A 24,232-nucleotide genomic window follows, 5' to 3' on the forward strand; every position below is an offset into this window, starting at 1 on the left:
AGTTTCGCAGTGGCATCAAAAAAGGCGCGTATTTTATGAGAAAATCGCGCCCGTGTCATGTGTTGAGACAATTCTACTCAGAACATCTGTAACTGCGAATTGCCATCATTTGCCGGGAATGCTGATAAGTCAGGCAATTGAGTATCGTTTTGCAGCATTTTGTACAAATTACTCGCAAGTTCTGGCGCAATAATATTGTCGGCGGTATGAATCATTACATAAGGTTGCTTACCTTCGGCTATCCACTGTGGCAGCTTTTTCAGCCAAGGGGTGAAAAAAGCATAGTTTTCAGACTCCGTTGGATGACCGATAAAGCGAATCATAGGGTGTGAGGCTGTGGCGATAGCGTGCACTGGGACTTTAGGTTTCTTTTGCTGTGCATCAATGATGGCTTCATTGTCCGGCTTTGCTGCAAACACAGGCCGGCTATCCATGATTATCCGGTCGTAGCCTTTCTCGTGCAGCCACTGGTTCAATTGACGCTCTTCCTCACCTTTAGCGAAAAAAGCGGGGTGTCGAACTTCAACGCCAATAGCGAAGTTTGGCGGGAAAAAATCGCAGAATCTTTGCAGATCGTTTAGATGCTCTGGGCCAAAAGCCGCTGGCAACTGAATGGTCCACTGTCCGATACGGTCATGCAAAGGTGCCATGATTTGCATGAACTCGTTGAGTGGCCCTTGGCTGCCTCGTAGCATTTGTTGGTGAGTGATCGCTTTAGGCAGCTTAAAAGTGAACTTGAAATCATCATGCGTCGCAGCTCGCCAGTTCTGCACGGTTGAAATACTTGGTGTGGCGTAAAATGTCGTGTTCCCTTCGACAGTATGGAAAACCTGAGCGTACTTTTCTAACCTTTCTGCGGGCTTAGTGCCACTGCCGTAGAAGCTTTGTTGCCAGTTGTTGTGCGACCACATGGTCAAGCCAAGTCTAAGGGGTAATCCATCCATATCGAGCCATCTCTACCTTTAACGCTTAACCACTTTACGAGAGTTTTGAAGAGAACGGTACTTTCAAGCTATAATCAGCGCCAATTTTTTCTGATTGATGTGGTTTTGCTCTTTTATTGCGCTAAAAAGCATCAAAACCGGATAAATAGCAATAAATTGTATTCTGAGTAGTCGATTTTGAATGACTTTCAGCGTATAAATGGATCTTTGCGCTATCAGCTAGGAAACGCTGATATCGAGTAATTAACAAATTTAAAGAGATTGGGAAATTCATTATGCGTACCCATTACTGTGGTCACCTGAACAAGTCCCTTGCAGGACAAACTGTAGAACTTTGCGGCTGGGTTAACCGTCGTCGTGATTTAGGCGGTCTTATTTTTATCGATATGCGAGATCGTGAAGGCGTCGTTCAGGTAGTTGTTGATCCAGATATGGCAGATGCGTATGAAGTAGCTAACACACTTCGTAATGAATTCTGTATCAAGCTGACAGGTGAAGTCCGTGTTCGTCCAGAAAGTCAGGTCAACAAAGACATGGCGACGGGTGAAGTTGAGATCATCGCAAAAGGTCTTGAAATCATCAACCGTGCAGACGTTCTGCCTCTAGACTTCAACCAGAAGAACTCGGAAGAGCAGCGTCTAAAGTACCGTTATCTAGATCTTCGTCGCCCTGAAATGAGTGACCGCATTAAGCTACGTGCTAAAGCTTCTAGCTTTGTTCGTCGTTTCCTAGATGACAATGGCTTCCTAGACATTGAAACTCCAGTACTAACTAAAGCGACCCCTGAAGGCGCACGTGACTACTTAGTACCTAGCCGCGTTCACAAAGGCAGCTTCTACGCGCTTCCTCAGTCTCCACAGCTATTCAAACAGCTGCTAATGATGTCTGGTTTTGACCGTTACTACCAAATCGTTAAGTGTTTCCGTGATGAAGACTTACGTGCTGACCGTCAACCAGAGTTCACTCAGATCGATATCGAAACGTCTTTCATGACGGCTGATGAAGTTCGTGCAACCACTGAGAAAATGGTTCGCGATATGTGGCAAGAGCTACTAAACGTAGACCTAGGGCAATTCCCAGTGATGCCTTTCTCTGAAGCGATTCGTCGTTTCGGTAGCGATAAACCAGATCTACGTAACCCACTAGAGCTAGTCGACGTTGCTGATCTAGTGAAAGACGTTGAGTTCAAAGTATTCTCAGGCCCTGCAAACGATGAGAAAGGTCGAGTTGCAGTAATTCGCGTACCGGGTGGGGCTTCTCTGACTCGTAAGCAGATTGATGGCTACGGTGAGTTCGTTGGCATCTACGGCGCGAAAGGTCTGGCATGGATGAAGGTTAACGACCGCGCTGCAGGTATGGAAGGTATCCAATCTCCAGTGGCTAAGTTCCTAAATGAAGATGTGATCAACGGCATTCTGGATCGCACTCAAGCTGAATCAGGCGACATCATTCTATTCGGTGCAGATAAAGCGAACACAGTTGCAGAAGCAATGGGTGCACTTCGTCTGAAACTGGGTAAAGACCTTGAACTAACAGACGAGAACGCTTGGGCACCGCTATGGGTTGTTGACTTCCCAATGTTCGAAGAAGACGACGAAGGCAACCTGCACGCAATGCACCACCCATTCACTTCTCCATTAGGTGTGAATGCTGAAGAATTGAAAGCAAACCCAGCAGCAGCGAACTCAAATGCTTACGATATGGTTATCAACGGCTACGAAGTTGGTGGTGGTTCTGTTCGTATTCACAACGCAGAAATGCAGGCAGCCGTGTTTGATATTCTTGGTATCGACGCAGAAGAACAGCAGCTTAAGTTTGGTTTCCTGCTTGACGCTCTGAAATTTGGTACGCCTCCACACGCTGGTCTTGCATTCGGCCTAGACCGTCTGGTTATGCTGCTATGTGGTACAGAGAACATCCGTGATGTTATCGCGTTCCCTAAAACAACAGCCGCGGCGTGTCTACTTACTGATGCACCAAGTGTTGCAAACCCAGCTGCACTGGAAGAGCTTGCGATTGCAGTAACGGCTGCAAAAGAGAAAGACGCAGAATAAGCTTTTCGTTCATAGAAAAAGTAAACGGCGCTTCAATTGAAGCGCCGTTTTTGTATGTGCGGAGTCATCGTGCCTGCATTTAGATCAGGATTTCTTTCCATTCACCTGGCTGCAATTCACCTAGCTCAATATCGCCCATTGAGTATCGAATTAGACGTAGGGTAGGGAAGCCAATATTGGCCGTCATGCGGCGAACCTGACGGTTTCGTCCTTCGATAATAGTGATAGCCAGCCAAGTAGTCGGAATGTTAGCTCTAAAGCGAACGGGAGGGGTGCGTTCCCATACACTGGGCTCTGCCATCACTTCAACTTTTGCGGGGAGAGTCATGCCATCTTTAAGCTCAACCCCTTTCCTTAATTTATCGAGGTCAGACTCTGACGGTGCACCGTCAACTTGCACCCAATACGTTTTCGGTGACTTAGATTTTGGTTGAGTCAGCTTTGCCTGCAATATGCCATCATTAGTCAGTACCAATAGGCCTTCGCTATCTCTATCTAAGCGTCCAGCGGCATAGACATCTTTTACTGGGATAAAGTCAGCGAGTGTTTTTCGGCCTTCGCCATCAGTAAATTGGCTCAAAGTATCAAATGGTTTATTAAACACGATCACCTTGCGATCTTTGGGCGAGATTTTAGGCTTACTGCTCACCGGTTTTTTACGGTTCTTTGATGAATGATGCTTGGTTTTATTGGTCGAAGCTGGGCGTTTAAAACCGGGTTTACGCGAACGAGAAGAGGGCGAGGAGGACTCACTGCGTGAGCGTGGTGACATGTTAACTACCTTGCAAAAATGTAAACGAAGTGTGGGCGAAAATTTTCAAAACCATCCGTTTTAGGCTATGATGTGCGCGCCCGAAAACAGGATTGGTGCACAAGATAATAGACTATTCTTCCGATTTTGTTTAATTATAAAAGTACAGTTCTCACGGATCTTACGCTTAAGCAAACGTAAGGAAAAAACAAAAGAGACAATAAATCGCAAACAAGTGAGGGGATGACAATTCAACTTGTTGGCGGACACACAACCCAAAGCCGTTCATCCGACGGGCTTTGTAAGAACAATAGGGAAATTTCATGCCTACAGAAAAACCTACAATTATTTACACCATCACTGATGAAGCTCCTGCACTAGCAACGTATTCACTGCTACCAATCATTCAGTCTTTCACGGCTTCATCTGGTATTGATGTTGATACTCGTGATATCTCTCTAGCTGGGCGTATTATTGCAAACTTCCCAGAGCATTTGACTGAAGAACAACGCATTGGTGACGCACTGGCTGAGCTGGGTGAGCTAGCGAAAACGCCTGAAGCTAACATCATCAAACTTCCAAACATTTCTGCTTCTATCCCACAGCTTAAAGCGGCAATCAAAGAGCTTCAGGACAAAGGCTACAATCTGCCTAACTACCCTGAAGAGCCAAGCACGTATGAAGAAGAAGCCATCAAAGCGACTTACGACAAAATCAAAGGTAGCGCAGTAAACCCTGTACTACGTGAAGGTAACTCAGACCGTCGTGCGCCACTGTCGGTTAAGAACTACGCGAAGAAAAACCCTCATTCAATGGGTGCGTGGTCTAAAGATTCTAAATCCCATGTATCAAGCATGTCTGGTAACGATTTCTTTGGTAGCGAAAAGTCTCACACGGTAGAAGGTGCGACGGAAGTTAAAATCGAATTCACTGCCGCTGACGGTGCGGTTAAAGAGCTTAAAGCGCCTTTCGCTCTGCAAGACCAAGAAATCATTGATTGTTCAGTAATGAACAAAAAAGCATTAGTAGAATTCTTTGAAAAAGAAATTGCTGATGCGAAACAGCAAGATGTTCTGCTATCGCTTCATATGAAAGCGACCATGATGAAAGTGTCTGACCCAGTGATCTTCGGCCACGCGGTTAAAGTTTACTACAAAGATGTGTTCGCTAAATACGGTGACGTATTTGATCAGCTAGGCGTAGACGTGAACAACGGTATTGGCGATGTTTACGCTAAAATTGCCTCCCTACCAGCTGCTCAAAAAGAAGAAATCGAAGCTGCGCTGCAAGCCGTATACGAAACTCAGCCTCCACTAGCTATGGTTGATTCAGATCGTGGTATCACTAACCTCCACGTGCCAAGCGACATCATCGTTGATGCTTCTATGCCTGCAATGCTACGTTCTTCTGGCCAAATGTGGGGTCCAGATGGTAAGCAGAAAGACACTAAAGCGATGATTCCTGATCGTAGCTACGCAAGCATCTATCAAGCGGTTATCGATTTCTGCAAAGAAAACGGTGCGTTTGATCCAACGACAATGGGTAGCGTGCCAAACGTAGGTCTAATGGCTCAGAAAGCGGAAGAGTACGGTTCTCACGACAAGACTTTCATTCTTGACCAAGCCGGTACAATCCGTGTTGTTGACGCTGCTGGTGCAGTACTACTAGAGCAAGCGGTTGAGGAAGGCGATATCTTCCGTATGTGTCAGGTGAAAGACGCTCCGATTCAAGACTGGGTGAAACTGGCGGTAACACGTGCTCGCGCAACAGGTGTACCAGCAGTGTTCTGGTTAGATGAAAATCGTGCACACGACGCTCAGCTAATCAAGAAGGTGAATGCTTACCTACCTAACCACGATACAGCAGGTCTAGAAATCAAGATCCTAGCACCACTGGATGCATGTAAGTTCTCTCTAGAGCGCATCAAAGAAGGTCAGGATACTATTTCTGTAACAGGTAACGTACTGCGTGATTACCTAACGGACTTATTCCCGATTCTAGAGCTTGGTACGTCAGCTAAAATGCTTTCAATCGTGCCACTAATGAATGGTGGTGGTCTGTTTGAAACTGGAGCGGGTGGTTCGGCACCTAAGCACGTTCAACAGGTTGAGAAAGAGAACCACCTACGTTGGGACTCTCTGGGTGAATTCCTTGCACTAGCGGCGTCTCTAGAGCACCTAAGCACAGTGACTGGCAATGCTAAAGCTCAGGTACTGGCTGATGCACTAGACAAAGCAACGGGTGAATTCTTGGATAACAACAAGTCACCTTCGCGTAAAGTCGGTGAGTTGGACAACCGTGGAAGCCATTACTACCTAGCTACATACTGGGCACAAGCACTAGCAGCTCAAACTGCTGATGCAGACCTAGCAGCAGAGTTTGCTCCTGTTGCTGAAGCGCTATCTTCAAAAGAAGACGCTATCGTTGCTGAGCTTAACGGCGCGCAGGGCGTGGCAGGTGAACTGGGTGGTTACTACGCACCTGAGTTTGATAAAGCTGCACCGCTGATGCGTCCAAGCGCAACATTAAACGCTATCATCAATGACTAATTAGTCATTTTGAAATTGAAAAACCCGCCAAGTGGCGGGTTTTTTATTTCTCCATTGCGACACCTTAGGTGTCGAACGTTGTTTGGCAGCGTATTATTTAATGGCTTGAGCTTCTACTGGTACCACAGAACTTGCGTGATACCCTTTAGGACCTTCTTCCACTTCAAATGTGACTTGTTGGCCTGCTTTCAGAGTACGATACCCATCCATTTTGATTGTGGAGTAATGCGCGAAAACATCACCGTCTTCACCCTCCGGACAGATAAAACCAAATCCTTTGGCGTTGTTAAACCATTTTACTGTACCTGTAGCCATGCTATACATCCCTCATGCATATTGTTACTGAAGTTGTGTGATTACACGATGATTCCGTGTGTAAACAAAAAGTGAATATCCATTCAGCCGCTGCCAAATTTTGAGTCACTATTTGACCAATGTAGCCAATGATTGAGTTCAGTCAATAGGAAAAACGTATCACACTCAACATATTTGCAAACAAATCACTTTTAAGATTTACATTTTTGCAACGAATTTCAGCGTAATCCGGTCTGTTGTATTTATGCTCTGAATGGTTTTTGGTGTCTTTTTAATCAATTAGATAGAGAATGCTGTTTGATAGAAATCTTTTATTTGCAGCGATACAATTGCTGCATTAGTCTCTAAGTAAGGGCACAAATTTGCTTGGCTCAATTTGTTCTTACTTATAAGAGCTAAATCGATAACTTCCGCACAGTGAAGTGGTAAAATTATCTTAAGCAACTTTCTAAACACGATTAGTCATGAGCAAGCAATTTGAATGGGTCACTCCAGACTCTGATTTACTGGAGCTAGAAAAAACAAAAGTAAAGCCGCCGTCCATGTATAACGTTGTTTTGAATAACGATGATTACACACCAATGGACTTTGTGATTGAAATCCTAGAGCGTTTTTTCTCTATGGATATAGACAAGGCAACACAAGTGATGCTCAAAGTGCATTACGAAGGCAAAGCGATATGTGGCACGTTCACTGCCGAAGTCGCGGAAACCAAAGTAGCGCAAGTCACTATGTATTCTCAAGAAAACGAGCATCCTTTGCTTTGTACAATGGAGCAAGCGTAAAGCTGAATCAAGCAACCCAAGTTGCTGCCAAAGGAGGTACTTATGCTGAATAAAGAGTTAGAGTCGAGTCTAAACGGCGCATTCTCCCGCGCTAGAGACAAACGACATGAGTTCATGACTGTCGAGCACCTCCTGCTAGCATTGTTAGAAAACGATGCTGCAAGGGAAGCCCTTCTTGCCTGTCAGGCAGATATCGATGCACTAAGAAGCGAGTTAGATATCTTCATTGATCAGACAACTCCTCTTATCCCTGAAAATGACGAAACTCGCGAAACCCAACCTACATTAAGTTTCCAACGTGTTCTGCAGCGCGCGGTGTTCCACGTGCAATCCTCAGGACGCAGTGAAGTAACAGGCGCCAACGTGTTGGTCGCTATCTTTAGTGAACAAGAATCTCATGCGGCTTACCTTCTGAAGAAGAATGATATTAGTCGTCTGGATATCGTTAACTTTATTTCCCACGGTATTACTAAAGCATCAAGCTCTGGTGATGATTCCTCTTCATCGGATTCTTTCAGTAGCAGTGACAGTACTGAAGAAGCCAGTTCGGAAGAGCGCCTAGAGAGTTTTGCTTCCAACTTGAATCAGCTTGCTAAGCAAGGCCAGATTGATCCACTCATTGGTCGTGATAAAGAGCTAGAAAGAACCATTCAAGTATTGTGTCGCCGCCGTAAAAACAACCCACTTCTAGTGGGTGAAGCGGGCGTTGGTAAAACAGCCATTGCAGAAGGCTTAGCGTGGAGAATTGTTGAAGGGCAAGTGCCTGAAATTATTAAGAATAGTGTAATTTATTCTCTGGATATTGGTTCGTTACTGGCTGGCACCAAGTATCGTGGCGATTTTGAAAAACGTTTCAAAGCCATTCTTAAGCAGCTAGAGAAAGAAGACGACGCGATTCTTTTCATTGATGAAATCCATACCATTATCGGTGCTGGTGCAGCATCTGGTGGCCAGGTCGATGCAGCTAACCTGATTAAGCCTCTGCTAAGTAGTGGTAAATTACGTTGTATCGGATCAACCACGTATCAGGAATACAGCAATATCTTTGAAAAAGAACGAGCTCTGTCTCGCCGTTTCCAGAAGATTGATATTGTTGAACCATCACTTGATGACACAACAAAAATCCTGATGGGTCTCAAGCCTAAGTATGAAGCTCACCATGAAGTGCGTTACACCAATAAAGCACTGCGTGCTGCGGTAGAACTTTCGGCGAAATACATCAACGAGCGTCACTTGCCAGATAAAGCGATCGACGTGATTGATGAGGCTGGTGCTCGACATCGTCTAGCGCCTGCGAGCCGTCGTAAGAAAACTGTTGGTGTGGCCGACATTGAGGCTATGGTAGCGAAAATGGCTCGTATTCCTGAAAAGTCTGTGTCTTCTTCCGATAAAGAGATTCTTCAGAATCTGGATGAGAAGATGAAGATGCTGGTATTTGGGCAGGATGATGCCATCGACGTTCTGAGCGAAGCCATCAAGCTAACGCGTGCTGGTCTTGGTGCCGATAACAAACCTGTGGGTTCATTCTTGTTTGCAGGCCCAACTGGGGTGGGTAAAACGGAAGTCACGGTTCAGCTGTCTAAATTGATGGGCATTGAGCTACTTCGTTTCGATATGTCTGAATACGGTGAACGTCACTCTGTGAGCCGTTTGATAGGTGCTCCACCTGGATATGTAGGTTACGATCAAGGTGGTTTGTTAACCGATGCGGTAATCAAACACCCACACTCTGTTGTTCTTCTGGATGAGATTGAAAAAGCGCACCCAGATATCTTTAACCTGCTTCTTCAGGTTATGGATAATGGTACCTTGACGGATAATAACGGTCGCAAAGCGGACTTCCGTAACGTCATTCTTGTGATGACAACCAACGCAGGTGTTCAGGAAACGGTCAAGAAATCCATCGGTCTGATCCAGCAGGATCACAGCCATGATGCGATATCAGAGATCAAGAAGGTGTTTACACCAGAATTCCGTAACCGTCTGGACAACATCATCTGGTTTAACAGCCTTGATGAACATGTTATCCACCAGGTGGTTGATAAGTTTATTGTCGAACTTCAGGCGCAACTGGATGCGCGTGGTGTATCACTGGAAGTATCGGATGATGCTCGCCATTGGTTAGCAATAAAAGGTTACGACAAGGCGATGGGTGCGCGTCCTATGGGACGTGTTATTCAAGAACAACTTAAGAAACCTCTTGCCAATGAGCTGCTGTTCGGTACGTTGGTCGACGGCGGCACCGTGAAAGTCAACCTGAAGAAAGATGAGCTTAAGTTTAAATACTTAAGTGAAAAAGAGGCGGCTGTACACTAAGTCGTGTGTTTAATGAAAAAGCCAGAGCGTTTGAAGCTCTGGCTTTTTTGTATCAATTGAAAACGGATTTTAGTGCGAGATAGGACGTTTCAACGTGTGGTGGGATTTCTTGTTCTATCTGGAAACCTTTTTTGGGGTATTCTTTGATTCGTTCAAAATCACCCAGCATAGCTTCGACGGTAACATCTAGAGATATTTCTTCACTAAAGTAATCAATGAAGGTGGTTTTAGGGGACGTTACGCAGACATGGTCGACTTCATTTGGCCATTGTTTCATGAAAGTGGCGTAAGTTCGCCTCTCCATGTAGGGCTTTTGGACCAAGATGAATGAACGAAAATTGCAGCGAAGCTTGGTGAGAAGTTTGGCCGTTAACTGAACATTTTCACCGGTATTGGTCGCTTGATCTTCGAGGATGATATCGGCTGAGGGTACACCAAGATCTTTAGCGATGGCTGCAAAAGTATGCGCCTCGGTTTGATCAAAAATACCGTCTGTCAGTCGTCCGACGCCACCAGAGAATACAATCTTGGTTGCCCAACCATCGTGATAAAGTTTTGCTGCATGTTCTGCAACCCTAACGTCGTTGCTGCCAAGCACAAATAGACAGTCAGCTTTACGCAATGGCTGAGCGAGCTGCATGTAATCCCAAAGGTTTTCGATGTGTTGGAAAAGCTTGGTACTCATATCGGATTCCCAGTGTTATACAAGTTCTAAAGTGTGCTGGTAATGAAAGCGATAACCTAATCTTTGCAAGCGATCAGCCAGAATTCGTTTGTCTGCTTGCTGTACAACGGGTGGTAGGCGCACATCGGAGCCGGCACTGTTGAGTGCCGCTTGATAAAACTCAGCCTTGCTAACCGTGTTGGGTGTCGTCGCATTGATGACAACGTTCTTACAGTTGAGCGCAACGAAGCTGGTTGCTCCTATTGCATCGGTCAGATGCAGCATATTGGCTGGAGCAAGTTCACTGACTTGTTTCAACTTGTCGACAAAGCGAGAAGGGTGGCGATCAGGCCCAACGAGCCCACTACAACGTACAATGCCGTAATCAAGTTCTGAATCAATCACGTACTGCTCGGCTTGCAGCATCATGGTTGCTTTTTCTGAAAATAAGCTGCTGTTGTGCGCTCTATTGAGAGAGGCTGCATCTTCATCTAAGGCGTCGGCTAGGTTGGGGTACACAGTGGTCGAGCTGACCATGATGATTTTCTTAACTTGAGCGTGCAGACAAGCCTGGCAGAGCATATTCCAGTGTTGAGCGTACTGTTGTCCCATCCCTTTTCTAAACCCCGGGGGAAAACAGCCAATCACAATGTCTGCTTGAGTGTCGCTGATGACTTGAGCAATAGTATCTGGGCCACTCTGTAAGTCGATTTTGAGCCCTGTGAGATGTTGAGCTTCGAGTTCTACTACACCAGCGTCAGTAGTGCGGCTCACATACACTTTGTGTCCGATGGTTTCTAGGTAATGGGCGAGAGGCTTACCTAGCCATCCACCACCAATGATCAATATGTTTTTCACACTAAGTCCTTGTCCAAAGTGAGTTTCCATTTAACTATCTTAAAGACGTTGAGAATAATCAACAGTGAGTTTTAGGATTTCATCCCCTTTATTTCGCCAATACCAACCAGTTCCATCTCTTATTATTGAGTCTATTATTAAGTATTGGGTGCGTTTTGACACCCGACTTTTTAGGTAAGTGTATGAAGTGGTGTTTGTTATTGGCCGTCTTGTTTTGTTCAAGTGTAACGGCTGAACAAAAAGTTTATATGACATCTCTGGAGTGGCCACCTTATTCGGGCGCAGACTTGCCTGAGAATGGCTACTCTGTTGCCGTTGCTCGCGAGGCCTTTTCAGCAATGGGGTACGAACTGGTTGTTGATTTCCAACCTTGGGTCAGAGCCGTGGCGTTAGCGACTAAATCTGACAAGTATATGGGGTATTTCCCCGAATATTTTTTTGAAACTTCTGACTTTGTTTTCTCTGACTCTATAGGCAGTGGCCCATTGGGCTTTGTTGAAAATACTCGCTTTCCGATTGAGTGGCAAAGTCTGTCGGATCTTCGATTCCTTCGTATTGGTGTTGTACAAGGATATGTGAATACCAAAGAGTTTGATCAAATGGTTGCAGAAGGCCACCTGCAGGTTGAGGCCTCGGCTAATGACACCAGAAACATTCATAAAGTGGCTAAAGGAAGGCTGGATGCGGCTGTGATTGACCCAAACGTTTTGGAATACCTCATCAGTGTTGACCTGAGAGAGGAGCTGTTGAGGAAACGCCTGAGAATGAATGCAAGATTGCTTGAAAACAAGCAGCTTTATATTGCGTTTAAAAACCAACCTGAAGGTGAGGCGATCAGAGAAATATTTAATCAAGGATTGGAAAAAATAGATATAGACGCAATTGTCAGTCGGCTGAAAAAACCGGCTGACAATGAGCGCGCATTAAGCAGTGTTCCTACAATAGAGAAACCTAACTAGATAAAACACGTAAAATTTTGTCTGCATGCTCGGCAACTTCGATGCCTTCATCGGTGAGGTAACCACCGTCAGGTAAAGTACACAGCCCCTTATCAAATAGTCGTTGCACTGCCGATTGCATATCTTCTGATGCATCATGATGAACTTTAATGCCAGTCGCGGCGCTGCTAATGTCGAATTGAAGTAAAAGGTTTAACTCGGCGATCTTATCAGCGTTATATTTCATAATGATTTCCTTAGAGAAAGTACTAAAACAACCATAATCCTCGTATTGGTATTCATCAATTATGGGCTGAGAGAAATGTTATCTACCCCTTAATTTGCATAAAAATAGACGTTAATTCGATTAGTTATTGACCAACTGTTTAACTGTGTTTAAGGTGTTTTTCTTAATGCTTAAACTTCATAACGATGAAGGTTGATATGAAGAAATTGACTAAATGCCTTTGATGAAAATATTACTGACTTTCTATGATGTTTAACTGATTGATAATATTGAGTATTATTGATTTGTCATGTTCTTGGTTTACCTTCTTTTATCATCTTAAACCAGTTAATCACGCGAAGTTTTTATTGTTTTAAAGCAGCTTCATTGCGCGCAGGGAATTAACGCTTGAAATTGATCACAATAAGAGTAATTATCCGCGCCCACAAATCCACATTAATTTAAATGTTTTTCCATGATGAACTTAAACCAGTTTGATTCTCTATTACCGCCACAGATGGCGGAACGTGCCGCTGAAATCGGTGTAGGTAAAGTGACGAAAGACCCGATGAAGTCGTTTCTTCTGGCCATTTCGGCAGGTATTCATATTGGTATCGCGTTTGTCTTCTACACCATAGTGACGACAGGCGCTGGGGACCTACCTTGGGGTCTTACGCGCTTGTTAGGTGGATTAGCATTCAGCTTAGGTTTGATCCTCGTTGTTGTGACTGGCGGTGAATTGTTTACCAGTTCAGTTCTCACCCTAGTTGCTCGTGCAAGTGGCAAGATTACGTGGAAAATGCTGATGAAAAACTGGGCCGTCGTGTACGGTGGAAACCTTATCGGCGCGCTGTTGCTCGTGGTGTGTATGCTGCTAACCAAGCAGTATATGTTCGATAACGGTCAAGTCGGTCTCAACGCCATGGCCATCTCTCAGCATAAACTGCATCACAGTTTTATCTCTGCGGTCGCGCTGGGCATTATGTGTAATGTCTTAGTCTGTATTGCGGTTTGGATGACATTCAGTGGCCGGACACTGACAGATAAAATTGCCGTGATGATTTTACCTGTCGCGATGTTCGTTTCCGCTGGGTTTGAGCACTGCATCGCAAACATGTTTCAGGTGCCGATGGCTATTGGTATTAAGTTCTTTGCACCTGCCGAGTTTTGGCAGATGACAGGAGCAAACATTGCTGACTACGCGGATCTGAATTTGCTCAATTTTATTACCAACAACCTTATACCTGTGACTCTCGGTAACATCATTGGGGGTGGTGTCTTTGTTGGGATGTGGTATTGGATGATTTACCTGAGAGACTAACTCGGACTGATTGAATGAAGGCTCGTAGAAACACGAGCCTTTTTTGATCTTGTGGATCTCAGTGAAGCTGCCCCCACGGCTCTTCAATGATGTCATCCATTTCCAATATCTCTTCTGGTAGTGAGACCAACCAATCACGAGTATCTTCGTCTTCCAGTTGGACTGCGTCGTTAGAGCGATAGCAAGCGCCAAGTTGCATGTTTTTATCCTCACAAGATCGAATATCTGAAGCATAATCTCGGGATTTGACGGTTTTATGACGTCGTTTGAACTAGTTTATATGCATATGAATACTAACAATTTTTACTGGCTGGAATACGTAGGTGAGGAACAATCGAAGTTATCCTGAATAGGATGACATGGTTATCCACAGATTCTGTGGATAAGATCTTTTCTACTCGTGGATCCTCACCATCAAGACGGCGTGTTATCGAGATCTACTAAGACTCTTCCTTCTTTAGAAATACAGCTTCGAACAGATAAGCTGAGGGTCAAACTGATAGAGACGGACAGCATGACAAAGATCGCGACCATGATCATTAGCTGATATTTGATCGCGATAAGTGGGCTTGCTCCTCCCAAAATTTGGCCTGTCATCATGCCCGGCAGGGTCACTAGGCCGCTGGTGGTCATTGAGGCCAAAGTGGGAGCTAGGGACTTTTTTATTGACTCCCTGACAAACGGCAATGTGGCGAATTGTGGGGAAGCGCCTAAGGCAATCGCAGCCTCATATTCGCTGCGTCGAGTGTCGATTGAGGTAAACATACTCTGCAATGCGACGATATTGCCGCTCAGTGAATTCCCTAGCAGCATTCCCGCCAAAGGGATCAGGTACTGTGCATTAAAGAGTGGTTGTGGCTGGACGATCACGACGCAGATGAGCAGTAGCATAGGTAAAAGGCCGACCAGCAACCCAGTGGTAACCGGATACATTAAAGGCCGCCTAGGCAGTTTAGCCTTACTGATGATGGAGCTCGCACCGATTAAGGTCATGACCAGCAACCACAGAATGTTGATAAGCAGGCTGTTGATCGTGAATAAGTACTGAAGGTACACCCCGACCAGCAATAGCTGTATGGTCATTCTCGCAACGCTAATGAGCGCTTCTCTTTCGATATTGAGTCGGTAATAGCGACTGATGAGTATTGGGATCGTTAGCGTACAAAAAAATAATGCCAGCAGTGGCCACGAAATATCTACAACGCCGCTCATGATTTCTCCTCCCAAATTTCATTGCGCATTGTATACCTAAAAACTTTATCAAGGGTCGAATTCCGCGAAAAACTGCTCGTTTTGATTCAAGAGAACTCGATTTTTACACTACTTAAGTTGCCTGATCTTGATACATATTCTGATACAACTGTTTAACATTTTCGTGTTCCTGTGAGGGTGAATGACGTGCTACATCCCTGAAAAACCACGTAAAACGTTGCTTGATTGTTATCGGTTGGTTGTGTTTTTAACAATATCCTGCTGTTAATAAATTTTCACAACCTTATGCATATTGATATATGAATTATTAATCAAACACATCTCTGGATGAGCTCAAAAAAGTGTTGAATAACAAGGTGTGGTGGGGCGGATTTGATTGAACCCTACGAATAGTATGGTCTAACATTTTTACCTAGAGATTGTAAAAACGTTAGCTCGGTTACAAGAGCTATCCAATAACACTAAATACAAAATAGGCAAATGTATGAGTGATGTTAACAAAATTGAGAGTGGCGAAAAACGCTCGCTGGAGTGGAAGTCTTTTCTCTTCATTGCGGTTGTTCTCTTCCCAGTTCTAAGTGTGGCTTTCGTAGGTGGCTACGGATTCATTGTTTGGATGTTGCAAGTGTTCTTCTTCGGACCACCTGGCGCCCATGGCATGTAAGCCAGTGAGCTCATTTCCACATTTTTGAAAAGATTTTAAGAGAGCAAACCATGAAATCATTGATCGTTAAACTGTGGCGCACCATGACGCGCCCTGCAGTGCATATCAGCCTTGGCGTGCTGACTATGGGCGGCTTTATCGCAGGTGTTATCTTCTGGGGCGGTTTCAACACAGCACTAGAAGCCACCAACACTGAAGAATTCTGTATCAGCTGTCACACCATGCGTGACAACGTATACGTTGAACTTCAGGAAACCGTTCACTGGAAAAACCACTCTGGTGTTCGTGCAACTTGTCCTGATTGTCATGTTCCTCACAATTGGACAGACAAAATCGCTCGTAAGATGCAGGCCTCTAAAGAAGTGTTTGCCCAAGTGTTTGGTAACTACGACGAACCCGGTGTATTTGAAGAGCGTCGTATCGAACTTGCTAAACACGAATGGGATCGTTTTTCTGCCAACAAATCCTTAGAGTGCAAAAACTGTCACAACTATGAGTCGATGGACTTCGAACAGATGTCACCAACGGCTCGTATCCAAATGAAGCAAGCGGCGGAAAAAGATCAAAGCTGTGTTGATTGTCACAAAGGCATCGCACACAAACTGCCTGCTGGTATGGAAAACATTGGCGGTATCGTCGGTGAACTTGAACAGCTGACTTCCAGCACAGATTACTCTGTGGGTAATGCTTTGGTGAGTGTGCGTCACCTACCTGTCTACTTTGATGAAACGGGTGCTGAAGAAGCGGGTCTGCTTAACCCTGCGTCCACAGTTACGGTCCTAGAAGACAAGGGCGAAATGATGAAAGTTGAGATTGATGGTTGGCGAAAAGCGAAAGGCTTTGGTCGAGTCATTCAGGAAGACTTTGGTATGAACATCGCAGTTGGTTCACTACTTAAAGAAGCTGCAACCAGTGACGATGTTGTGACGAAAGGCGAGAAAAAGGTGGATGAGCTAACTGGTCTTCCATGGGAGAAAGTGGCTGCAACGGTTTGGATGAAAAAAGAAGCAATGCTGAACGACGTTACTCCAATCTGGGAAAAAGCGAGCGAAGCGTACAAGACCAACTGTTCAGTTTGTCACACTCAGCCTGATGAAGCGCACTTCGATGCGAACACTTGGCCAGGTATGTTCAACGGTATGCTTGCATTCGTTAACTTCGACACAGACAGCGAAGCCCTAGTATTGAAGTACCTACAGAAGCACTCTTCAGATTTTGCTGAAGGTCACCACTAATAAGCGTCGGATGGAGTAATTGAAATGGCTATTACACGAAGAAGTTTTCTTAAAGGTGTAGCAACGACCAGTGCAGCGTCAGTAATCGGTCCAAGCTTATTGGCATCTGCTTCTGCAAGCGCAGCTGAAACAACAGGAACTTGGAAAGTTTCCGGTTCTCACTGGGGCGCATTCCGCGCCCATATCTACGCGGGTAAAGTTCAAGAGATCAAACCGCTAGAAACCGATACCAACCCAACTGATATGATCAACGGTATCAAGGGTGTTATTTATAACCCGTCTCGTGTCCGCTACCCAATGGTGCGCCTAGACTGGCTGAAAAAGCACAAATACAGCGCCGAAACTCGCGGCGATAACCGTTTTATTCGTGTCACTTGGGATGAAGCTTTGGATCTGTTCTACCGTGAGTTAGAGCGCATTCAGAAAGACTACGGACCTTGGGCATTGCACGCAGGCCAAACTGGTTGGCGTCAGACAGGTCAATTCCATAGCTGTACCAGCCACATGCAACGTGCGGTAGGTATGCATGGTAACTTCATTACTAAAGTTGGTGACTACTCAACAGGTGCGGGTCAGACGATTCTGCCTTACGTTTTAGGCTCAACGGAAGTTTACGCACAAGGTACGTCGTGGTCTGAGATTCTGGAAAACTCAGACAACATCATCCTATGGGCTAATGATCCGGTGAAGAACCTTCAGGTTGGTTGGAACTGTGAAACTCACCAGTCGTTCCCTTACTTGGAGCAATTGAAAGAGAAAGTCGCTAAAGGCGAAATCAACGTGCTTTCTGTTGATCCGGTGAAGAACAAGACGCAGCGTTTCCTACAAAATGATCACTTGTACATTAACCCAATGACTGATGTCGCGTTTATGTTGGCAGTCGCTCATGTGTTGTACAACGAAGAGCTTCACGATCAGAAATTCATTGATACCTACTGTCTTGGTTTCGACGAGTTCATTAAGTACGTTCAAGGTGAGACGAAAGACAAACTTGAAAAAACACCTGAATGGGCGGCGGAAATCTGTGGCGTAAGCGCGGATAAGATCCGTGAATTCGCCCGCATGCTGGTTAACGGTCGCACACAGATCCTGATGGGATGGTGTATTCAGCGTCAGGAGCACGGTGAGCAACCTTATTGGGCGGCGGCAGTTGTGGCGGCGATGGTCGGTCAAATTGGTCTTCCGGGTGGCGGTATTTCTTATGGTCACCACTATTCTGGTATCGGCGTACCTTCAACTGGTTTCGCAGCACCGGGTGGTTTCCCACGTAACCTTGACCAAGGTATGAAGCCAAAATGGGACAACAACGACTACAACGGTTACAGCAAAACTATTCCTGTTGCCCGTTGGATTGACTGTCTACTGGAGCCAGGTAAAGAAATTCGTTACAACGGCAGTAAAGTGAAGTTACCGGGTTACAAAATGATGGTGATTTCGGGTAACAACCCATGGCATCACCACCAAGATCGTAACCGCATGAAGAAAGCCTTCAAGCAGCTTCAGACCGTGGTGACCGTCGAGTTTGCTTGGACGGCAACGTGTCGATTCTCTGACATTGTGCTACCAGCTTGTACCCAGTTTGAACGTAACGACATCGACGTTTACGGCTCATATTCAGGTAAAGGTCTGATTGCGATGCACCGTCTAGTGGATCCATTGTTCCAGTCTAAGACAGACTTCGAGATCTTCACCGAGCTCAGCCGTCGATTTGGTCGCCATAACGAGTACACGCGTGGTATGGATGAAATGCAATGGGTTCGTTCATTGTATGATGACTGTCGTGCGGCTAACAAAGGTAAGTTCGACATGCCATCGTTCGATGATTTCTGGGAACAGAGCGTTCTAGATTTTGGTGAAGGTAAACCTTGGGTTCGCCACGCTGATTTCCGTGAAGATCCAGAAATCAACGCGCTGGGCACACCTTCTGGTTTCATTGAAATTACGTCTCGTAAAATTGGCCGTTACGGCTATGAGCACTGTCAGGAACACCCAATGTGGTTTGAAAAGACAGAACGTTCACACGGTGGACCGGGTTCAGACAAGTTCCCATTCTGGCTACAATCGTGTCACCCTGACAAACGCCTGCACTCGCAGATGTGTGAGTCGGAAGAATTCCGTGCAACCTACGCGGTGCAAGGTCGTGAGCCGGTTTACATCAACCCTCAGGATGCCAAAGAGAAAGGCATCAAAGACGGTGATTTGGTTCGTGTGTTTAACGACCGCGGTCAATTGCTGGCAGGCGCTGTTCTCATGGATAGCTACTCTCGTGGCGTTATCCGTATCGAAGAAGGCGCATGGTATGGTCCTCTAAACGAGAAAGAAGGTGCGATCTGTACCTACGGTGACCCGAACACACTAACCATGGATATCGGTTCTTCAGAGCTTGCTCAGGCGACCTCTGCCAACACCTGTATCGTTGATTTCGAGAAGTTCACTGGTAAGGTTCCACCTGTAACCTCATTCGGTGGCCCAATCGAAGTGGCTTAAACTTCGAAGTAGAGAATAAAAAAACCAGCCTCTGGCTGGTTTTTTTATAACTTGGCTTTGCTTACTTAAGTAAGGTTCAGTGCTGTTAAATTTGTAGGTGCAGGCTCTATGAAGAGCAGCTGTAATGAGAGACACCGCCTGCTGCGAAATACTCTAACGGTCTTAGCTTATAGTATTTCTCTTCGACCTCTTTGGATTGTTCGCCATACGGGTCAGCTAATATCTCTTCTAACTCATGGATAAGCGAAAAATCTCCCTGCCTAGCTAGCTCATAAGCGGGGACAATAAGCCACTCGCGCCAAGTGTATTTAGGGTTCACTTGCTTCATGTTACGAGAGATAACCTCGATACCTTTTTCAACATTCAGTGATTCATGCCATGATGTTAACCACTCACTCCACTCATTTTCTAATGACTCATCAGGCTCAGCGTAAAAGCTCTTGGCAATTTCAGAGACATCCTCTGGAATGTTACAAAGCTCGCGGAAGAACATCGTGTAATCGACATGGGTCTTCATCATCAGAGCGAGTAGCGAGTTAAACAGCGGAGCATCAAAGGTGTCTAGCCCCAATTTGTCTGCCCACATCTGAGTGATTTTTTCTTGCATGAGTGAAGAGAAGCCATCGCGAATCTCATCCAATTGTTCGATGAGTTCTGGGGTAGACTGCAATAAAGGCTCTATCGCGGTGCAGAAAGATTCAAAGTTTTTTTCGGCAGCCAAGGGCTGGTTAAAGAAGGCAAAATGGCGGCCACCACCTGTCCAAGGCTGAAAATAGGGTTCGAAACGTTCACAAAACCCGAAAGGACCATAATCTAAGGTGAAGCCACCTACCGCACAGTTGTCACTGTTAAAGTTGCCCTGACAGTAACCGACGCGTAGCCAGTGTGTGACTAATGTCGTGAGCCGTTCGCGAAACTCGACGGCTAATCGGATCGCCTTGTCAGCCAAAGGAAGGTGAACATCTATTTTATCGCTATACTCTCGCTCAATCATGTGTAAAACCATCATCTCCAGCTCGACTAACGCGTTGGGATGTTCCTGACAACGAGCGCGACGTCCAAAGAGTTCAAGTTGACCAACACGCAAGAAAGACGGCGCAACGCGAGTCGAGATTGCCACAGGGTTTGAGACCATGACATCAGGATCTTGAGAGCGAGAGCCTTCACGATACCAAGGGCGATCAACCGTTTCAGATTGGGATACAAACAAGCTTAAAGATCGTGACGAAGAAACCCCAAGTGCATGCATATGTTCTTGGGCAAGGAATTCGCGGACGCTTGAACGTAGAACGGCTCTGCCATCTGCACCGCGGCAGTATGGTGTTGGGCCGCCGCCTTTTAACTGCATTTCCCAACGCTGGTGGTTGAGAATACCTTCAAAGACTGAGATAGCACGTCCATCACCGTAGCCATTGCCGGTTCTAAATGGGCACTGCTTGGTGTATTCATTGCCAAAGATAGACAAGGCGTAACCTGTCGCCCAGCCGATGCTGCGCATGGGAGCGGGTACCTGACTCATATCGCCAGAAAATAGCTGTTTGAACTCCTCGGTGAGTGCAATGTTGTCATGCAAGCCCAGCTGTTTAAAAAACGGGCGACTGTGGCTGACATAGATGGGGTCAGAAATGGCAGTAGGCTTCACTGGCACGTAGTGGCCTGAAAACACTTGCCTTGGGAAGTGATCTTCACCATCTTCCGTTGCATCCGGGTCGCAAATCAGCGTATCGAGCAAAGAATAGTCAGAGGCCTGAGCAAGATCGGTCAAGGTATCAATATCTACTGGGCGTTTCATCCCTTCCTGTTTATTCATGCTTTTTATAATTCCTGGCGGCAAGTAGAATCTATCAGCAATGATACGTCGGTAATGGGTAAAAGGCATCAATAGCCGGCGATTAAATCTTGGCAGACCTCTTGAGCGACATTCGCACGCTTTGTTAGGTTCAGCATGGTTAGGTCCAACATGAAAGGAATATTATGATTGTAATTACAGGTGCCAGCAGCGGATTGGGCGCGGCGTTAGCAAAACGACTTGATGCGGATGGGCAAACGGTTTTGTTAACTGGTCGCAGTCGAGAGAAGCTTGCAGCAGTCGACGCGCAGTTATCGGGCCAATCAAGTTACCAAACATGTGATTTGGCTAATCACGACTCGGTCTCTGATTTGTTTGATGGTTTTCAGGACCAGCCAACTACTTTGATTCACTGTGCGGGCTCCGGTTACTTTGGTTTGTTTGAGCAGCAAGAGCCTGATGCTATTCAAGCGTTAATTGACAATAACCTGAAATCAGCAATTAATGTGCTGCAAGAAGCGGTCAAGCGATATCAAGATAAACCGGTCAATGTGGTTATGGTGATGTCGACAGCAGCTCAACAACCAAAAGCTCAGGAATCGACTTATTGTGCGGTCAAGTGGGCGGTTCGAGGTTTGTTGGAATCGGTGCGCCTAGAACTGAAAGGCAAACCAATCAAGTTGATTGCGGTATACCCGGGTGGTATGGATACTGAATTCTGGCCGTCAAGCGGCAAGGATTTGAACACAACCGGATTTATGGCAGCAGCGGATGTTGCTGAGATGATTCATTCGTCGTTGTCTAGCCTCGGTAATGGCTTCGTTTCTGACATTACAATCAATCGGGCTTAAATGTCTCTCATCCCCTAAATTTAAAGTACTAGTCAATCAAGCCGTACTTTATTCTCAGGTCATGAAGTTTCTGCTCAGCGTGATGTTTGAAATACAGGTTGAGAGCAGCAACGATTTGCTCCGCTTGAGGGTGATCTTTCCTCACTGCGGCGTGCAATGGGGTTGAGTCAAGATAGGCTTCGCTAAAATGAAGCCTTTCCTTTTTGATCCGCATCTCTTTCACCGTCCATCTTCCCACCGCTTCGTCTGTGACGAGAACATCTGCCCGATCAGTGAGCACCAAGCGGATGCTATTGGGTAAGTCAATCGAGTCGGCTGGAATCATTTCCTTGTAATCGCGTAAGCCAGCGCCATAGGCGTAGTCATTGATCAACGCAACGCGCATGCCTTTCAAACTGCTCATTGAAGCGTATTCAAAGTTGGTGTCGGTGCGAGAAATAAAGGCCATCTGGTTGTACATGTATTGCTCTGTGAACAAGTAATCTTTGCTACGTTGTTCCGTTTTCCAGATAGCAATGATGACGTCGTTTTTGCCGTTAATGGTTTCTTTAAGCACCCTAGACCAAGGTTTGACAGAATATTCTATTTCAAAACCTGCAGAGACTAACGCTTCCGTCACCAAATCATGGGCGATTCCGCTGCCCAATGCGGAATTCATAACGTAAGGAGGCCACAAGTCTTGCGCGAGCCGCAATGGTGCAGCCCATCCTGGGCCACTCCATAGGCTGAGAGTAAGGAAAATCAATTTTCCAATTTGGTATCTGTACACCAGTCTGTTCCATCAAACCTCTTAGTAATTAAGTTTAGTTGAGGTTGGGAAAGCTAAAAATATTTTTATCATCGGAGTTAATTTTGTGCTCATTTCGCCACGAGTATTTTCTTACGCGTATTCGAGTGTGGCGTTAGGGCTTTACGTTCGGATTGAAATTTTCTCTTTGTATTGAGTTGCTTATCACTAGTGATTAAGGATGCTTGATCTTTTGCTTTAATCTTAATTAGGTGACTACGTTTATTTTTTATTGATTTATTTGTTAATAATGATTGGCACCAATAGTTTCTATAGCCAGAGCGAGCAGATGGTATTTGACGCTCATAAATAAAAATCTATAGGAACATAGAAAATGAAAAAGACAGCATTAGCAGCAGCCCTATCTCTTGTTGCAGGTTCAGCCGTAGCAGCAGACGCACTTTCAGGCGACCAATTCACAGTATCTGGTGAAGTCGCAGTCGGTGGTTACTACCAAACAGACCGTAAAGAAAACGAGAAAGTAAACAACTTCGAAAATCAAAAAGACGAAGAGTTTTACAACGGTGGTGTAACGGGTTTTGATATCTTCGCTGATTACGAAAACGGTAACATCGTTGGTAAATTTGGCGGTGAGTTTGACGTAGAAAACGACTACGGCACATCAGATTCAACGTTCAACATTACTGACACTTGGGTTGGTTACAAAACTGGTGCTGGCGTTGTTTCTGCTGGTTACGCTAACGACACAGCTCTAGACGCGGTTGACGGTGCAGCGGACCAAACGATCGAGTTCCTATGGTCACCAAATGACGCATCTGACGCACGTCAGGTAGTTAAATTTGAAGGCGATAAAGAAGGCATTAAATACGGTATCTCTTACTATGGTGACCGTAACTACGAAGGTAGTGATAGCCAAGCGGGTTACAACGGTTACCTAGGCTACGAAAATGACACTTTCATGGTTAACTTTGGTTACGAAGACAACGATGAAGATCAAGGCGATACAGATAAGCTATACCTAGTGAATGGTTCTGTGAAGCTTGGTTCAGTTGGCATCGGTGCTACTTTTGCTGAAGAAGAATTTGCAAGTGGTAAGAAAGTTAAGATGTATAACACATCTGCTGGTTACACCATTGATGCACTATACCTAGCAGCAGGTTACGTAACGATTGAAGACACTCGTGAAGCAGTGAACTTTGGTGGTTCTTACGCATTTACTGACAACGTAACAGCACTAGTTGATGTTGCTTATCACATCTCTGATGAAGGCTTCAACTCTACGACAGGTGTTGGCGCTGAAGAAGGCGACATCGAGTCATTCGTTAAACTTGCTTACGCATTCTAATTTAACGACTGGGTTTATTCATATCTCTTAAAGCCCACGAAGGTGGGCTTTTTATAAGCAGGACGCTTATCGCAATAATCCACTGCCTTTTCGCCCTCCGGAGTTGGAGGGCTTTTTCGTTTCCAGACACGCTTCATACCCACCTCTTTATAGAAATTTGTGCATTACTACTCTCAGAAG

General features: G+C 45.5%; 21 protein-coding genes. 11 read left to right on the forward strand and 10 right to left on the reverse strand.

Features of this window, described 5'->3' with window-relative positions:
- Window positions 1-77: 77 nt before the first annotated feature.
- Entirely contained in the window at window positions 78-944 is an 867-nt protein-coding gene (locus F0265_RS13495) for a DUF72 domain-containing protein (protein WP_171749274.1), read from the reverse strand.
- Window positions 945-1,219: 275 nt separating this feature from the next.
- Here F0265_RS13495 and aspS point away from each other — a divergent pair, with 275 nt between their 5' ends.
- Window positions 1,220-2,998, forward strand: coding sequence for an aspartate--tRNA ligase (gene aspS / locus F0265_RS13500; protein ID WP_171749275.1), 1,779 nt, complete (start codon window positions 1,220-1,222; stop codon window positions 2,996-2,998).
- A gap of 79 nt (window positions 2,999-3,077) precedes the next feature.
- Here the strand turns inward: aspS and F0265_RS13505 are convergent, their stop codons facing one another.
- Window positions 3,078-3,770 (reverse strand): pseudouridine synthase, encoded by a 693-nt coding sequence (locus F0265_RS13505; RefSeq protein ID WP_171749276.1) that lies wholly within the window; start codon window positions 3,768-3,770, stop codon window positions 3,078-3,080.
- Window positions 3,771-4,072: 302 nt separating this feature from the next.
- Between F0265_RS13505 and F0265_RS13510 the strand changes: the two genes are divergently transcribed.
- Complete coding sequence (locus F0265_RS13510) at window positions 4,073-6,298, forward strand: NADP-dependent isocitrate dehydrogenase (protein ID WP_095665091.1); 2,226 nt, start codon at window positions 4,073-4,075, stop codon at window positions 6,296-6,298.
- Between the two features lie 93 nt (window positions 6,299-6,391).
- Here F0265_RS13510 and cspD read toward each other — a convergent pair whose 3' ends face one another.
- Entirely contained in the window at window positions 6,392-6,613 is a 222-nt protein-coding gene (cspD, locus tag F0265_RS13515) for a cold shock domain-containing protein CspD (RefSeq protein ID WP_006962882.1), read from the reverse strand.
- 464 nt (window positions 6,614-7,077) lie between these two features.
- Here cspD and clpS point away from each other — a divergent pair, with 464 nt between their 5' ends.
- The gene (gene clpS / locus F0265_RS13520) at window positions 7,078-7,398 is read left to right on the forward strand and encodes an ATP-dependent Clp protease adapter ClpS (protein ID WP_006962880.1); all 321 of its coding nucleotides are present in this window, start codon (window positions 7,078-7,080) and stop codon (window positions 7,396-7,398) included.
- 42 nt (window positions 7,399-7,440) lie between these two features.
- A complete protein-coding gene (gene clpA / locus F0265_RS13525; RefSeq protein WP_171749277.1) occupies window positions 7,441-9,714 on the forward strand; it encodes an ATP-dependent Clp protease ATP-binding subunit ClpA in 2,274 nt (757 codons plus the stop codon).
- A 52-nt stretch (window positions 9,715-9,766) separates the two neighbouring features.
- Here the strand turns inward: clpA and F0265_RS13530 are convergent, their stop codons facing one another.
- Window positions 9,767-10,399: a YdcF family protein gene (locus F0265_RS13530; RefSeq protein ID WP_171749278.1), complete on the reverse strand. Its 633-nt coding sequence runs from the start codon at window positions 10,397-10,399 to the stop codon at window positions 9,767-9,769.
- Window positions 10,400-10,414: 15 nt separating this feature from the next.
- Window positions 10,415-11,236 carry an NAD-dependent epimerase/dehydratase family protein gene (locus F0265_RS13535; RefSeq protein WP_171749279.1) on the reverse strand — a complete coding sequence of 274 codons (822 nt, stop codon included), beginning with the start codon at window positions 11,234-11,236 and terminating at the stop codon, window positions 10,415-10,417.
- Window positions 11,237-11,418: 182 nt separating this feature from the next.
- Here F0265_RS13535 and F0265_RS13540 point away from each other — a divergent pair, with 182 nt between their 5' ends.
- Entirely contained in the window at window positions 11,419-12,195 is a 777-nt protein-coding gene (locus F0265_RS13540) for a transporter substrate-binding domain-containing protein (RefSeq protein ID WP_171749280.1), read from the forward strand.
- On the opposite strand, the gene F0265_RS13545 is transcribed toward F0265_RS13540, so the two are convergent.
- Complete coding sequence (locus F0265_RS13545; RefSeq protein WP_171749281.1) at window positions 12,188-12,421, reverse strand: TIGR02647 family protein; 234 nt, start codon at window positions 12,419-12,421, stop codon at window positions 12,188-12,190. The genes F0265_RS13540 and F0265_RS13545 overlap by 8 nt on opposite strands.
- A gap of 457 nt (window positions 12,422-12,878) precedes the next feature.
- Here F0265_RS13545 and focA point away from each other — a divergent pair, with 457 nt between their 5' ends.
- Window positions 12,879-13,721 carry a formate transporter FocA gene (focA, locus tag F0265_RS13550; RefSeq protein WP_171749482.1) on the forward strand — a complete coding sequence of 281 codons (843 nt, stop codon included), beginning with the start codon at window positions 12,879-12,881 and terminating at the stop codon, window positions 13,719-13,721.
- A gap of 58 nt (window positions 13,722-13,779) precedes the next feature.
- Here the strand turns inward: focA and F0265_RS13555 are convergent, their stop codons facing one another.
- Complete coding sequence (locus F0265_RS13555; RefSeq protein ID WP_171749282.1) at window positions 13,780-13,920, reverse strand: hypothetical protein; 141 nt, start codon at window positions 13,918-13,920, stop codon at window positions 13,780-13,782.
- Between the two features lie 215 nt (window positions 13,921-14,135).
- Window positions 14,136-14,933, reverse strand: coding sequence for an ABC transporter permease (locus F0265_RS13560; protein WP_171749283.1), 798 nt, complete (start codon window positions 14,931-14,933; stop codon window positions 14,136-14,138).
- A gap of 484 nt (window positions 14,934-15,417) precedes the next feature.
- Between F0265_RS13560 and torE the strand changes: the two genes are divergently transcribed.
- The 3 genes from torE to torA are packed head-to-tail and all read left to right on the forward strand — an operon-like array spanning window position 15,418 to window position 19,319.
- The gene (torE, locus tag F0265_RS13565) at window positions 15,418-15,597 is read left to right on the forward strand and encodes a trimethylamine N-oxide reductase system protein TorE (RefSeq protein WP_006962866.1); all 180 of its coding nucleotides are present in this window, start codon (window positions 15,418-15,420) and stop codon (window positions 15,595-15,597) included.
- Window positions 15,598-15,647: 50 nt separating this feature from the next.
- On the forward strand, window positions 15,648-16,832 hold the full coding sequence (torC, locus tag F0265_RS13570; protein ID WP_171749284.1) for a pentaheme c-type cytochrome TorC: 1,185 nt from the start codon (window positions 15,648-15,650) through the stop codon (window positions 16,830-16,832).
- 24 nt (window positions 16,833-16,856) lie between these two features.
- Complete coding sequence (torA, locus tag F0265_RS13575; protein WP_171749285.1) at window positions 16,857-19,319, forward strand: trimethylamine-N-oxide reductase TorA; 2,463 nt, start codon at window positions 16,857-16,859, stop codon at window positions 19,317-19,319.
- Between the two features lie 106 nt (window positions 19,320-19,425).
- Here torA and F0265_RS13580 read toward each other — a convergent pair whose 3' ends face one another.
- Complete coding sequence (locus F0265_RS13580) at window positions 19,426-21,129, reverse strand: protein adenylyltransferase SelO family protein (RefSeq protein ID WP_171749286.1); 1,704 nt, start codon at window positions 21,127-21,129, stop codon at window positions 19,426-19,428.
- A gap of 164 nt (window positions 21,130-21,293) precedes the next feature.
- Here F0265_RS13580 and F0265_RS13585 point away from each other — a divergent pair, with 164 nt between their 5' ends.
- Window positions 21,294-21,959: an SDR family NAD(P)-dependent oxidoreductase gene (locus tag F0265_RS13585; protein ID WP_171749287.1), complete on the forward strand. Its 666-nt coding sequence runs from the start codon at window positions 21,294-21,296 to the stop codon at window positions 21,957-21,959.
- 28 nt (window positions 21,960-21,987) lie between these two features.
- Here F0265_RS13585 and F0265_RS13590 read toward each other — a convergent pair whose 3' ends face one another.
- On the reverse strand, window positions 21,988-22,728 hold the full coding sequence (locus F0265_RS13590; RefSeq protein WP_171749288.1) for a transporter substrate-binding domain-containing protein: 741 nt from the start codon (window positions 22,726-22,728) through the stop codon (window positions 21,988-21,990).
- Window positions 22,729-23,080: 352 nt separating this feature from the next.
- Here F0265_RS13590 and F0265_RS13595 point away from each other — a divergent pair, with 352 nt between their 5' ends.
- The gene (locus tag F0265_RS13595; protein ID WP_171749289.1) at window positions 23,081-24,052 is read left to right on the forward strand and encodes a porin; all 972 of its coding nucleotides are present in this window, start codon (window positions 23,081-23,083) and stop codon (window positions 24,050-24,052) included.
- Window positions 24,053-24,232: the final 180 nt, after the last annotated feature.

Origin of the sequence: Vibrio sp. RE88, assembly GCF_013113835.1 — a bacterium.
GTDB lineage: Bacteria > Pseudomonadota > Gammaproteobacteria > Enterobacterales > Vibrionaceae > Vibrio.

What these genes read in the sequence shown, in the direction of transcription:
- F0265_RS13495 (WP_171749274.1), bottom strand. Translation starts at nt 944, where the DNA reads ATGGATGGATTACCCCTTAGACTTGGCTTGACCATGTGGTCGCACAAC.
- torC (WP_171749284.1), top strand. Translation starts at nt 15,648, where the DNA reads ATGAAATCATTGATCGTTAAACTGTGGCGCACCATGACGCGCCCTGCA.
- F0265_RS13560 (WP_171749283.1), bottom strand. Translation starts at nt 14,933, where the DNA reads ATGAGCGGCGTTGTAGATATTTCGTGGCCACTGCTGGCATTATTTTTT.
- aspS (WP_171749275.1), top strand. Translation starts at nt 1,220, where the DNA reads ATGCGTACCCATTACTGTGGTCACCTGAACAAGTCCCTTGCAGGACAA.
- cspD (WP_006962882.1), bottom strand. Translation starts at nt 6,613, where the DNA reads ATGGCTACAGGTACAGTAAAATGGTTTAACAACGCCAAAGGATTTGGT.
- clpS (WP_006962880.1), top strand. Translation starts at nt 7,078, where the DNA reads ATGAGCAAGCAATTTGAATGGGTCACTCCAGACTCTGATTTACTGGAG.
- F0265_RS13505 (WP_171749276.1), bottom strand. Translation starts at nt 3,770, where the DNA reads ATGTCACCACGCTCACGCAGTGAGTCCTCCTCGCCCTCTTCTCGTTCG.
- torA (WP_171749285.1), top strand. Translation starts at nt 16,857, where the DNA reads ATGGCTATTACACGAAGAAGTTTTCTTAAAGGTGTAGCAACGACCAGT.
- F0265_RS13510 (WP_095665091.1), top strand. Translation starts at nt 4,073, where the DNA reads ATGCCTACAGAAAAACCTACAATTATTTACACCATCACTGATGAAGCT.
- focA (WP_171749482.1), top strand. Translation starts at nt 12,879, where the DNA reads ATGAACTTAAACCAGTTTGATTCTCTATTACCGCCACAGATGGCGGAA.
- F0265_RS13540 (WP_171749280.1), top strand. Translation starts at nt 11,419, where the DNA reads ATGAAGTGGTGTTTGTTATTGGCCGTCTTGTTTTGTTCAAGTGTAACG.
- F0265_RS13530 (WP_171749278.1), bottom strand. Translation starts at nt 10,399, where the DNA reads ATGAGTACCAAGCTTTTCCAACACATCGAAAACCTTTGGGATTACATG.
- clpA (WP_171749277.1), top strand. Translation starts at nt 7,441, where the DNA reads ATGCTGAATAAAGAGTTAGAGTCGAGTCTAAACGGCGCATTCTCCCGC.
- F0265_RS13555 (WP_171749282.1), bottom strand. Translation starts at nt 13,920, where the DNA reads ATGCAACTTGGCGCTTGCTATCGCTCTAACGACGCAGTCCAACTGGAA.
- F0265_RS13595 (WP_171749289.1), top strand. Translation starts at nt 23,081, where the DNA reads ATGAAAAAGACAGCATTAGCAGCAGCCCTATCTCTTGTTGCAGGTTCA.
- F0265_RS13580 (WP_171749286.1), bottom strand. Translation starts at nt 21,129, where the DNA reads ATGAATAAACAGGAAGGGATGAAACGCCCAGTAGATATTGATACCTTG.
- torE (WP_006962866.1), top strand. Translation starts at nt 15,418, where the DNA reads ATGAGTGATGTTAACAAAATTGAGAGTGGCGAAAAACGCTCGCTGGAG.
- F0265_RS13585 (WP_171749287.1), top strand. Translation starts at nt 21,294, where the DNA reads ATGATTGTAATTACAGGTGCCAGCAGCGGATTGGGCGCGGCGTTAGCA.
- F0265_RS13545 (WP_171749281.1), bottom strand. Translation starts at nt 12,421, where the DNA reads ATGAAATATAACGCTGATAAGATCGCCGAGTTAAACCTTTTACTTCAA.